The organism is Stenotrophomonas maltophilia (genome assembly GCF_023518235.1).
Classification (GTDB): Bacteria; Pseudomonadota; Gammaproteobacteria; order Xanthomonadales; family Xanthomonadaceae; genus Stenotrophomonas.
In genome coordinates this window covers 4,534,234-4,546,301 of record NZ_CP090423.1, presented here as the reverse complement: position 1 = coordinate 4,546,301, position 12,068 = coordinate 4,534,234, and the positions used below count along the sequence as shown (strand labels likewise).

Genomic DNA, 12,068 nt, shown 5'->3' with positions numbered 1-12,068 from the left:
GCGCCGGCGATGCTACGCCGCCCCTCGTGCGGCCCCGGTGAGGCCGACTGATCCTGCGCAATGCGGCGGCCATCGCCCTGCCCCAGACTGTGGCTGGATGCCTGCGCCGCGAAGCCTGAAGATGGGGCCTGCACACCGGGTTTCCAATGTCTTGACGCCCCTGTCCCATCCGGTCCCCTAGCCTGCCCCTGCAAGGAGTTCCCCATGACCATCCACGTCGGCGACCGCATTCCTGAAGTGACCCTCAAGCGCATCCGCGAGGGCATCGAAACGCTCGATACGCATTCGCTGTTCGATGCGCGCAAGGTGGTGCTGTTCGCCGTGCCCGGTGCGTTCACCCCCACCTGCTCGGCGCGCCATCTGCCCGGCTTCGTCGAAAAATTCCATGACTTCCGCGAGCGCGGCATCGACGTCTATTGCATGGCCGTCAACGATCCGTTCGTGATGAAGGCCTGGGCCGCCGAACAGAACGTGCCCGACGGCCTGCTGATGCTGTCCGACGGCAACGCCGAACTGACCCGCGCGCTCGGCCTGGAACTCGACGCCAGCGCCTCGGGCATGGGCATCCGCTCGCGCCGCTTCGCCCTGTACGTGGTCGATGGCGTGGTGCGCGCGGCGTGGGTCGAACAGCCCGGCCAGTTCGAAGTGTCTTCGGCCGAGTACGTGCTGGAGCACCTGCCCACCTGATTGTCCACCGCAAGAGGAAACGGCCCGCCATGTCCAGCAAGCCAGCCAAAGCCCCCAAACCCGTAGCGAAGATTCCCGGCATCAGCGACCGCAAGACCCTGCGCGAGCGTGCCCGGCGCAACATCGAGGACGGTGCGATCACCGACAGCTACAGCGCCGACCGCAAGGTGGTGATCAAGCTGCTCAACGACGCCCTGGCCACCGAGTACGTCTGCGTGCTGCGCTACTACCGGCACTACTTCATGGCCAAGGGCATGCTGGCCGACGCGGTGAAAGCCGAGTTCCTGGAGCATGCACAGCAGGAACAGGCGCACGCCGGCAAGCTGGCCGAGCGCATCGTGCAACTCGGTGGCGAACCCGACTTCAACCCCGATACGCTGACCGCGCGCTCGCATGCCGAATACAAGGAAGGCAGCGACCTGCGCGACATGGTCCGCGAGAACCTGGTGGCCGAGCGCATCGCCATCGACAGCTATCGCGAGATGATCAACGTCATCGGCGACCGCGATACCACCACCAAGCGCATCCTTGAGGAAATCCTGGCGCAGGAAGAGGAACACGCCGACGAGTTCGCCGACCTGCTGGATGGCTGGATCGGGGAGTGACGGTCTGACGCTCCCTGTAGAGCCGAGCCCATGCTCGGCTGAGCGCTGCACACGCGTCGCAAGAGCAGCCGAGCATGGGCTCGGCTCTACAACAGCGTGGCAAACATACGGGACGTGCCAACCAAGGTTGGCACCTACCGGAGGACGGTGAAGCGCACCTGCGTCCACGCGCCATCAGCGGCCAGCGCGGTCAGGGTGTGCGTGCCGGGATCGGCAAACTCGCGCTGCATCAGCTGCGCGCCATGGGTCTGCGCGATCCAGCGACCATCCAGCAACCAGTCCACGCGTTGCTCACTGCCCAGCGCGCGCAACTGCAGGCGTACGCCATGTTCGGCGTTGGGTGCACGCGCCAGTGCGGCGCCATCGTTGAGCCCATCGATGTGCAGTGCGACGCTGGCCTCGCGGCCATCGTCACGGCAGTCCGGCGACAGTGGCGGCAGCTGCGAGGCCTCGCGCGTGGCCTTGGGCAGCCACGGCGACAGCAACGCCGGCCAGCGCGCGATCTCGCGCGCCACTTCCTCATGCGGCGAGCGGCAATCGGCAGACACCCGCAATCCGCTGCTGGCATCGGCCAGATAGCGTTGCCGGCCCGGCTGCCAGCGCCGCGCTTCGCGCTCGGGGAAGGTCGGCGGTGCCGCGCCATCAAGCAGGTAGGCCGGCATCCTGCGCTGGCAGAGCGCAGCCGGCAGGCCCTCGGCACGCTCGCCGGTTGGCCAGCAGATGTCTTCCTGGCTGACGCTGGCCGGCATCGGCGCAGCCGCCGAGTCACCACGCTGGCGCGGCAGGCTGTCCACCACCTCGAACATCAGCGGCAGCGCGGTGACCGCGCCGTACTGCCCCGGTAACGGCGTGCCATCCGGGCGCCCCACCCACACCCCCACCGTGTAGTGGCGGGTGCTGCCGATCGCCCAGGCGTCGCGGTAGCCATAGCTGGTGCCGGTCTTCCAGGCCACGCGCGGTCGCCCGCCGACGTCGAAGGTGCCGATGCCGTAGCCCGGCCGCGGATTCGACTCCAGCATCTCGCGCACGATCCAGCTGGCACCGGGCGAGGCCAATCGCCGTTCGATCATCGGTTCGTCGCCGGTGTAACGCACGCGGCCGGCGATGCCGTTGCGGTTGAGCGCGGCGAACGCGCCGACCAGATCTTCCAGCCGCGCGCCGGTACCGCCCAGTATCAACGACAGGTTGGGCGTGCTGCCCGGCGGAAAGCGCAGCTGGATGCCGGCATGCGACAGGCGCGCGGCAAAGCGCGCCGCACCGACCCGCTGCAACAGGTCCACCGACGGCACGTTGAGTGACAGCCGCAGCGCACTGGAGGCGCCCACCGGTCCGTTGAACGCCATGTCGAAATTGCCGGGCCGGTAGCTGCCGAAACTCTGCGGCGCATCCACCAGCAGGCTTTCGGAATGGATCAGCCCATCATCGAGGGCCATGGCATACAGGAACGGCTTGAGCGTGGAGCCGGGTGAACGCCAGGCCTGCACCATGTCGACATGACCCAGCCGCTGGCGGTCGCCGAACGCCAGCGTGCCGACGTAGGCACGTGCCTGCAGGGTCTGGTTGTCGACCACCAGCAGCGCTGCCGAGGTACGCTCGGGCAGTGTGGAGAAGTAACTGGCCACGCGCTCTTCCAGCGTACGCTGCAGGCCGATGTCGATGCTGCTCTGGATGCGCACCTGGCCCGGATGCGCCGAATGCAGGCGCTGCGCCAGCAGCGCGGCATGCAGCGGCGGCCGCAGCGAGCGCGCCACTACGTTCTCGATGCGCGCGTCTTCCACTTCTTCTGGCGTCCACGCACCCAGTTCGGCCATGCGGGTCAGCACCTTGTCGCGCGCCTTCTGCGCCGCTTCCGGATGACGATCCGGGCGCAGCCGGCTCGGTGCCTGCGGCAGCACCGCCAGCAACGCGGCCTCGGCATGCGACAGCTGCGCCGCCGGCTTGCCCAGATAGGCCCAGCTGGCCGCTTCCACGCCTTCGATGGTGCCACCGTAGGGCGCGCGCTCCAGATACAGGGCCAGGATCTGCGGCTTGCTCAGGTGTACTTCCAGCTGCACCGCGCGCAGCATCTGTTTGAGCTTGCCCCACGGTGTGCGCGAGTGCGGATCGAGGATGCGCGCGACCTGCATGGTCAGGGTCGAGCCACCGGACACGATACGGCCGCCGCGCAGCAGCTGGCCGCTGGCCCGCAGGATCGCCAGCGGATTGATGCCTGGGTGGTTCCAGAACCAGCGGTCTTCGTAGGTCAGAAGCGCCTGCAGGTACAGCGGCGAGACGCTGTCGATCGAGGCCGGATAGCGCCACACGCCCTCGGCATCGGCAAACGCGCGCAGCGGCGTGCCGTCTGCAGCCACGACCAAGGTGCTGGTGTCACGCTGCTTCGGCAGCGGTGGCGGGAAGGCGAAATCCAGCACCAGCAGCAGCGCCAGCAGCGCTGCGGTGCCCCAGCGCAGCCACGGCCACAGCGGCCGCAGCCGGCGGCGCAGGGCCGCCAGCCGGTTTTTCATTACGTCATTCATTGCACATTGCCCGCAGGACGGGCCGCGCCGTCGCGGCCCATCCGTGCTATCACGGCTGCACCACCGTGATCGTGGTCGGGTTGCTGCGGCCGACGCCCCGCAGCTGCGGGCGGTACATGTCCTCCACCAGCGGCGGCGGTACCGAGTAGGTGCCCGGGGTCACCGCACGCACCAGGTAGAACACGTTGGCTTTGCTGCCGCGCGAGAGTTTGAGCGCGGCCACATAGCGGTCGTCGCGGAACTCCTCGTGCTTGGTGTCGGCCGCTTCACCCCGGTCGCTGATGGTGATGCCATCGACCACCACGTCGGCCCACTGCTTGGCATCGCCCAGGTTGAAGTTCTCAATCTCCAGGCCGGCCGGCAGCAGGTCGGTCAGCAGTGCATCGGGCATCGGGGTGTCGGCGGTGACGGTGACGCGCACGATCAGCGCCTCGCCTTCCTTCAGCGGACGCGGCGTCCACGGCTTGCCGTCGGTGCCGTAGTAGCTGCGTTCGACCCCGAGCACGCTGTTGTCCGGTGCCGGTGCGCTGCGCGGGATGCCGGCCACATCGATGCTGGCGAACATCGGCGGCTGGCCCTGCGGGGTGAAGCGCACGCCGCTGGCCAGTTCGCTGGCGCTGAAGTTGCGGCCGAACAGCTTGCGCTCGCCGATCGCTTCAGTGCTGCCACCGATCACCAGTTCACCGGACACCAGCGCCTTCTGGTTGGCGGCCAGTGCCTTGCCAAGGCGGGCGATGGCCACCTGCTCCTGCGTGCTCAGCCACATCCAGCCGGCATTGCGGCGCGCATCCAGGCCACGGCCGAGATCGACCGCGCGCGCGTCCCAGGCCGGCTTGGCCAGCTTGTTCTCATGGGTCAGCGCGATCATCAGCGCGTCATCGCGGATCGCGCTGCCGTAATCGCCAAAGTACGACGGGCGTTCACTGCTGGACTTGGCGAAGGCCGCTGCCAGCGCCGCCTGGCCACGCTTGGCATCGCCCTGCAGCGACAACGCCACACCCAGGTGGACCAGCGACAGGCCACCGACCGCCTTGCTGCGCTCGTTGTCGTACAGCGTGCGCAGGGTGCCCAGCGGTGCTCGGTTGACCCGCGCCAGCACGTAGCCGGAGTAGGCCTGGTTGGCGAACTTCAGCTTCTCGCGGTCATCCTGGCCGTAGAACTGATTGCCACCGGACAGCAAGTCCTCGCTGAGGCGGTTGAGCGCCTTCTGCAGCACATTGTCGGGCACTGCAAAACCAGCGTCCTTGGCATCAAGCAGGAACTCGGTGATGTACGGGGTCAGCCACGGGTTCACGTAGCCGTCGTCACCCCACATCGAGAAGTTGCCGTTGGCCACCTGCATCGACGCCAGGCGGCCGAACGCGCCTTCCATGCGTTCACGGCGGGTCTTGGCATCCAGGCCGTCGGCGCCGAGCATCGACGACGTCGCCTGGTCCAGGATCAGCGCGGCGTAGCCCTTGCTGGTGGTCTGCTCGGCACAGCCATACGGATAGTTCAACGCGCCCTGCAGTGCACTGGCGAACGGGATCGGCGGCAGCGGGCTGACCAGCAGCCGGGCATTCACCGACTCGGCCATCAGGCCCTCGGTGAGGCTGTTGTCGAGGCTGACCGCAGCCAGCGGGTCAAGCGTGCGCACCTGCGAACGCAGCACCTGCGGCCACGCCGCGCGCACCGGCAGATCATAGCGACGGTCGGCCTTGAAGCCGTTGCCGTCCACCCGCACCCGTACCTTGGCCACGCTGTGGCCCTCGCGCGCCGACAGCGGGAAGCTGAGCGTGCTCTTGGCATCGGCATTCAACTGCACGCTGCGCGTGCCTTCGGCCAGTGCCAGCGGGCCCTCGGTTTCCACCCGCACGTTGAACGCACCCGGCTTGCCGGTGAAGTTCTGCACGTCCAGGGTGACGGTGCTGCGGTCGCCAGGGGCGAGCACGCGCGGCATGCTGGCTTCGGCCAGGATCGGGGCGCGCACCACGGTTTCCACATCGCGCTTGCCGTACTGGTCATCGCTGTAGACCAGCGCCGACACGCGCAGGGTGCCGTTGAAGTCCGGCACCTTCAGGCGGATCCGGGCGATGCCCTTGGCATCGAGCTGCACCGGGCCGGAGAACAGGTCCACGGTCTGCACGCGCGCGGTCGGGCGCTTGGCCTGCGGCAGCGCCTGCAGGGCCATGTCGCCACCGAACTTGAGCTTGCCGGCGCCGCCGTCGAAGCTCTCGATCACCCGGCTGTAGATGTCGTAGGCATCGATGCCGAGACGACGCTGGGCGAAGAAGTGCGCGCCGGCATCGGGCACCGGGAAGCGGGTGATGTTGAGGATGCCCACGTCCACCGCCGAGACGGTGACGTGTGCCATCTTGCCGGCCAGCTGCGGCGCGCTGACCGTCACCGGCAGGTCCTGCTCGGGGCGCATCTGCTTGGGCGCCGCCAGGCCGACCGCCACGGTGCGGCCCTTGCGGTCCATCGGCACATGCACCACACCCACGGCACGGGCCGGGGTGATCTTGCTCGGCGCACTGCCGCCACGGAACACCAGCGCGGTGATGTAGACGTCGTGGCGTTCCCAGTCGGCGGTGACCGGGATCTTGAAGGTCGAACCCGGCTTGGCGTCGATGTCCTGCACGTACAGCATGCGGTCGGTCTCGACCATCAGGATGCCCTTGCCGGCGTGCGGCGGGGTCACCGTCACCTCAAGCGTGTCACCGGCCCTGTAGCCGGTCTTGTCCAGGCCCAGCTTGACCTTGTCCGGGCGTGCGTCCAGGCCGCGGTTGTCATCGCCCCAGCTCCAGCCGGCGCGGAACGGATAGCGGCTGGTCAGGCCGGTGGACGGATCGAACACGTCCACCCGGTACTCGCCCCACTCCACCGGCACATCGAAGGCCACCGCACTGCTGCCAGCATCGACCGTGCGGGTTTCCTTGTTCTCGAAGCGGCGGGTGAAATCGTAGTCCCAACGGTTGTCGTTGAAGGTCCAGTGGTAATCGCGCAGTTCGCGCACCAGGGTGATCTTCAGGCCCTTGGCCGGCTGCGGCTTGCCCGCCGCATCCACGCGCATCAGCTCGAAGCGCGCATTGCCGTTGGCATCGGCACCGTCTTCAGGGTTGAACAGCGGACGCACGCCCACCAATGCATTGGCCGGCCACATCACCCGCTTCAGGGTGCGGGTGACGGTGCGGCCACCGGTTTCGTACAGGCTGCCGGACAGCACCACGGCAATCGGTGCCTTGGCCTTGGCCGCCTCTTCCGGCAATGCCACGTCCTCGCGCAGCTGGCCGTTGGCCGGCAGCGTGGTATCGATCACGTCCTTGGCTTCGCGCGGCAGCTGCAGGGTCGGGTCACCGAAGAAGTAGCCCGGCAGGCCTTCCACCGGCTGCTGCTCGGCCGCCACTGCCATGCGCGCGGTAAAGCGGTTGCCATCGGCCGGCGCACCATACAGATAGGCGCCATTGGCCTGCAGGCGCAGTTCCTCGCCCGGCTTCAGCGTCTTCTGCGCACTGTCCAGGTCCAGCTTCATGCGCTCGGGCAGGAACTCTTCGATACGCAGGGTCATGCCCTGGATCGCTTCCTTGCTGGCCGGGTCGGTACGGAATTCCACCTGCCAGCGCCCGGTCGGCGCCTCGGCGGGGATGACCTGCTCGAAGTTGATGTAGCCCTGCTCGCCCGGTTGCAGGCGAGTCTCGCGGAAGGTCTTGCCGTCGGGCTGCTTCAGGCGCAGGAACACCGGCTGCGCCTTGACCGGCTTGCCATCGTTGTCGCGCAGCAGCGCGGACAGGCGCACGGTCTCGCCGGGGCGGTACAGGTCGCGGCCGGACCAGGCATAGACATCGAACCAGGCGTTGTCACGGCCGGCAACGGCGAATTCGCTCAGGTCCAGCGCCGGCTGGTTGAACGGCAGGAAGCTGGTGTCCTTGCCACTGCTGGCGACCAGCACGTGGGTGGCATCCAGGGTGTAGTTCAGCAGCGCATTGCCGTTGCCGTCGGTGCTGCCCTTCAGTACCACCTCGCCCTTGGCATCGAGCACGCGCAGGTCGATACCCTTCAGCGGCGCACCGTCCTTCAGGCCGGCGGTGTGCACGAACAGCTTGTCCTTGTACGCCCGGGTGTGCAGGCCGATGTCGCTGACCGAGAAGAACGCGGTATCGAACTCGCCCTCGTAGTCGCCGGTGCGCTTGAGCAGGGCGAAGTACAGGCCCGGCTCCTGCAGTTCCTTGATGTCCTGGGTCGGCAGGTAGGTCAGCACCCGCTCGTTCTGCTTGCCGCCGAGGATGAAGCGGTTGACGTAGACCGGCTCGGCCAGCTTGTTGATCGGGCTGCGCTCGTAATCGCTGCTCAGTTCCCAGCTGCCGCGGCGGCCGCCGCGCTGGTACTGGCTGAAGAAGGTCGGCAGGTCCTTCTCGCGCACGCGCAGGAACTCGACGTCGACCTCCGGCACGTTCACCGAGACCACCGGCAGGCCGCGGCTGTCCTTGGCCGGCAGCACACTGCCCTGCGAGGCGAAACCGACCACCGGCTTCAGCTCGCCGCTGAACACCTTCTGCTTCAGCTCCTTGCCCAGGCGGCTGCCATCGGCGGCCAGCAGGTCGGCCGAGACCACCAGGCTGAACTCCTTGCCGGCCTCGACGAACGGGTAGCGCAGGGTCAGGCCGTCATCGGACAGGGTCCAGCTGCTGTCGTCGGTACCGACCTTCTCTTCGAAGCGCACCAGTTTGTCGAAGTCCTGGGTGCCGACCAGCGGGCGCGAGAACTCCAGCGCCAGCGACAGGCCGTCATTCTTCTGGTCCGGGTAGGCGCGCAGCAGGGTGAACTCCTTCACCTGCTCGGCCTGGGTGGTGATGGCTTCACCGCTGGCCTTGGGCAGCTGCCCGCTGTCATTGCGGCAGCCGGCCAGGCCCAGCAACAGGCCTCCTGCCAGTACAGCCGCCGCCCATCCCCACCGCTTCCGCCGTGCCGGACCGCTCATGTCGTCACTCCTTGATCGAGGCGGCCATTATAGGCGCGCCGCGTCAAGGTGTTGACGCCCCGGCGGTCGGAAACCCGGTTCCGCCCGGGACCCGGTAGTGGCCAACCTTGGTTGGCGTCGGCCGTGCCAACCAAGGTTGGCACCCACCCAGGCGCGCCCTACCCCGGCAGGTACAGGTCCACGTAGTCGGTTACCGGCATTGCCGCCAGCGCCACCGGGTCCAGCGATGCGGCCAGGATGCGCTGCTGCTGCACGGTCGGGAAGCGATGGGCCAGGTGCCGGCGGAACTTGTCCATCAGCAGCGGAATGCCTTCGGCGCGGCGACGGGCGTGGCCGAGCGGATACTCCACCCGCACCTCGGGCAGTTCAGTGCCATCGGTGAAGCGCACGCTCAGGCCGTTGCCGATGCTGCGCTTGTCCGGGTCCAGGTAGTCGGCGCTGAGCTGCGGGTCTTCGTGGCAGGCCATCTTCGCGCGCAGTGCGTCGATGCGTGGATCGGCGGCCACGTCATCCTCGTAGTCCTCGGCCACCAGCCGCCCGTGCAGCAACGCGATGGCGACCATGTACTGCACGCAGTGGTCGCGGTCGGCCGGGTTATGCAGCGGCCCCTGCTTGTCGATGATGCGGATGCAGGCTTCCTGGGTGCGGATGGTGATATGCGCGATGTCCTCGACCCGCCGCCCCATCGCGCGCAGCTGCTGGTGCAGCGTGATCGCCGCCTCCACCGCGGTCTGGCCATGGAATTCGGCCGGATAGCTGATCTTGAACAGCACGTTCTCCATGACGTAGCTGCCCAGCGGACGCCCCAACGTCACACGCTCACCATGCATGGATACGGCTTCAAAACCCCAGGTGGGCGCACTCAACACGCTGGGGTAGCCCATTTCGCCGCTGGCCGCCATCAGCGCCAGGCGCACGCCCCGACTGGTCGCATCGCCCGCCGCCCAGCTCTTGCGCGAGCCGGTGTTGGGCGCGTGCCGGTAGGTGCGCAACGCCTGGCCATCGACCCAGGCCAGCGACAGTGCATTGAGCATGCGTTCGCGATCCAGCCCGAGCAGCTGCGCCACCACCGCCGTGGTGGCCACCTTGACCAGCAGCACATGGTCCAGCCCGACCCGGTTGAAGGCATTGCGCAGCGCCAGCACGCCCTGGATCTCGTGAGCCTTGATCATCGCCAGCAGCACCTCGTGCACGGTCGGGGGCGGGCGGCGCAGCGCCTGCGCGTTGCGCCCCAGCCAATCGCAGACGGCCAGGATGCCGCCGAGATTATCGGAAGGATGGCCCCACTCGGCGGCCAGCCAGGTGTCGTTGAAATCCAGCCAGCGCACCATCGCGCCCAGGTTGAAGGCAGCCTGCACCGGATCCAGCACGTAGTGCGTGCCCGGCACCCGCGCGCCGTTCACCACGCTGATGCCAGGGACCAGCGGCCCGAGCAGCTTGCTGCAGGCCGGGAAGGACAGTGCCTCCAGCCCGCACCCGAGCGTGTCGAGCAGGCAGTGGTGTGCGGTCTGGAACGCCAGCGGCGAGTCGATGCGGGCATCACGCACGTAATCGACGATGTCCACCAGCAGCGCATCCCACGCTGCACGCTCGTTGGATGGGGTGTGGCTGTCGGACATCATCGATCTCCTCGTTGCGGTGCACGGTTGCCCGTGCGCCCTGCCAACCAAGGTTGGCATCTACCAAAGCAATCGGTCTCTGCGGCCAGGTAGTCGCCAACCTTGGTTGGCGTTTACCAATGCATCATTCGGCCGGCACCCGCACCTTGCCTTCCATCAGCACACGGGCGCTGCGGCTCATGATCGCCTTGGTCACCGTCCACTGGCCGTCAACGAGCCCGGCCTGCGCACCTACGCGCAGCGTGCCGGAGGGATGGCCGAAGGTGACTGCTTCGCGTTCGCCGCCACCGGCCGCGCGATTGACCAGCGTGCCCGGAATCGCTGCTGCGGTGCCGATCGCCACGGCGGCGGTACCCATCATCGCGTGGTGCAGCTTGCCCATCGACAGCGCACGCGCATGCAGGTCGATGGCCGAGGCCGGGATGGCCTTGCCGCTGGACGATACGTAGTCCTGTGCCGGTGCCACGAAGGCCACTTTCGGCGTGTGCTGGCGGGTCGCCGCGTCTTCCAGGTTCTTGATCAGGCCCATGCGCAAGGCGCCGTAGGCGCGGATCGTCTCGAAGCGCTCCAGCGCTGCCTTGTCCTCGTTGATCGCCGGCTGCAGCTCGGTACCGGTGTAGCCCAGGTCGGCGGCATTGAGGAAGATGGTCGGGATGCCGGCGGTGATCATGGTCACTTCGAAGTTGCCGACGCCGGGCACCTCCAGGGTGTCCACCAGATTGCCCGTCGGGAACATCGCGCCAGCGTCGCCATCATCGGACGGATCGATGAACTCGAGCTGGATCTCGGCGGCCGGGAAGGTCACGCCGTCCAGCTCGAAATCGCCGATCTCCTGCACTTCGCCATCGCGCATCGGCACGTGGGCGATGATGGTCTTGCCGATGTTGGCCTGCCAGATGCGTACGGTGCACAGGCCATCGCGCGGCACGCGCGCGGGATCGATCAGACCATTGGCGATGGCGAACGGGCCGACCGCAGTGCTGAGGTTGCCACAGTTGCCGCTCCAGTCGACGAAGGCGGTATCGATCGAGACCTGGCCGTACAGGTAGTCCACATCGTGGTCCGGCACAGAAGCGGTGGAGATGATCACGCACTTGCTGGTGCTGGACGTTGCACCACCCATGCCGTCGGTGTGCTTGCCATACGGATCGGGCGAACCGATCACGCGCATCAGCAGCGCATCGCGAGCAGCGCCCGGCACCTGCGCGGCTTCGGGCAGGTCCTGCAGGCGGAAGAACACGCCCTTGCTGGTGCCACCACGCATGTAGGTTGCGGGAATACGGAGTTGCGGGAGGAAGGTCATGGATCGGGTTCCTGTGTACAGTGAAACAATTCCTGGGGAGCCGTGCACCGACTTGCGGTGGGCCGGATGTACTGGCTTCATTCTCGATTCGATGCGCGTTCAAGCAGATTCTGGAAGTGCCCCGGGGGCAGAGGGGCAGGAAGCCCCGAAGCGACGCCTTCCGCGATCAACTGGCGCAGCAGGTCTTCAGCCTTGCTTCGCCGCCGCTGATGGACAAGGTCACGAACGTACTCGGAAGCGCTGGCATAGTCGCCTTCACGAACTTCCTGGTCCACGAATTGTCTGAGCTCATCTGTCAGTACCACTTTGATATTGACCATGCAAACATCCACTGCGGAACTGTCACGCGACAGTCTGCGAGGCACCAAAGGCAACGACAAG

The 12,068-nt window shown here is 67.3% G+C and carries 7 protein-coding genes; 2 read left to right on the top strand and 5 right to left on the bottom strand.

Translation table 11 applies throughout. From position 1 onward, the window contains the following. The first annotated feature begins 204 nt into the window (after positions 1-204). Positions 205-687 (top strand): peroxiredoxin, encoded by a 483-nt coding sequence (locus LZ605_RS21070; RefSeq protein WP_249843202.1) that lies wholly within the window; start codon positions 205-207, stop codon positions 685-687. Between the two features lie 29 nt (positions 688-716). Continuing rightward, a complete protein-coding gene (locus LZ605_RS21065; protein WP_249843201.1) occupies positions 717-1,292 on the top strand; it encodes a ferritin-like domain-containing protein in 576 nt (191 codons plus the stop codon). 134 nt (positions 1,293-1,426) lie between these two features. Here the strand turns inward: LZ605_RS21065 and pbpC are convergent, their stop codons facing one another. From pbpC to LZ605_RS21040, 5 genes are all read right to left on the bottom strand, one after another. Continuing rightward, positions 1,427-3,796, bottom strand: coding sequence for a penicillin-binding protein 1C (gene pbpC / locus LZ605_RS21060; protein ID WP_249843200.1), 2,370 nt, complete (start codon positions 3,794-3,796; stop codon positions 1,427-1,429). Positions 3,797-3,857: 61 nt separating this feature from the next. Beyond that, a complete protein-coding gene (locus LZ605_RS21055) occupies positions 3,858-8,765 on the bottom strand; it encodes an alpha-2-macroglobulin family protein (protein ID WP_249843199.1) in 4,908 nt (1,635 codons plus the stop codon). Positions 8,766-8,923: 158 nt separating this feature from the next. Then, on the bottom strand, positions 8,924-10,384 hold the full coding sequence (locus LZ605_RS21050) for a bifunctional 2-methylcitrate dehydratase/aconitate hydratase (protein WP_249843198.1): 1,461 nt from the start codon (positions 10,382-10,384) through the stop codon (positions 8,924-8,926). 124 nt (positions 10,385-10,508) lie between these two features. After that, positions 10,509-11,687 (bottom strand): 2-methylaconitate cis-trans isomerase PrpF, encoded by a 1,179-nt coding sequence (gene prpF, locus LZ605_RS21045; protein WP_249843197.1) that lies wholly within the window; start codon positions 11,685-11,687, stop codon positions 10,509-10,511. A 77-nt stretch (positions 11,688-11,764) separates the two neighbouring features. Then, entirely contained in the window at positions 11,765-12,007 is a 243-nt protein-coding gene (locus LZ605_RS21040) for a type II toxin-antitoxin system ParD family antitoxin (RefSeq protein WP_249843196.1), read from the bottom strand. Between the last annotated feature and the right edge of the window lie 61 nt (positions 12,008-12,068).

Coding starts and splice junctions, on each gene's coding strand:
- prpF (WP_249843197.1), bottom strand. CDS start 11,687: ATGACCTTCCTCCCGCAACTCCGTATTCCCGCAACCTACATGCGTGGT.
- LZ605_RS21065 (WP_249843201.1), top strand. CDS start 717: ATGTCCAGCAAGCCAGCCAAAGCCCCCAAACCCGTAGCGAAGATTCCC.
- LZ605_RS21050 (WP_249843198.1), bottom strand. CDS start 10,384: ATGTCCGACAGCCACACCCCATCCAACGAGCGTGCAGCGTGGGATGCG.
- LZ605_RS21040 (WP_249843196.1), bottom strand. CDS start 12,007: ATGGTCAATATCAAAGTGGTACTGACAGATGAGCTCAGACAATTCGTG.
- LZ605_RS21055 (WP_249843199.1), bottom strand. CDS start 8,765: ATGAGCGGTCCGGCACGGCGGAAGCGGTGGGGATGGGCGGCGGCTGTA.
- pbpC (WP_249843200.1), bottom strand. CDS start 3,796: ATGAAAAACCGGCTGGCGGCCCTGCGCCGCCGGCTGCGGCCGCTGTGG.
- LZ605_RS21070 (WP_249843202.1), top strand. CDS start 205: ATGACCATCCACGTCGGCGACCGCATTCCTGAAGTGACCCTCAAGCGC.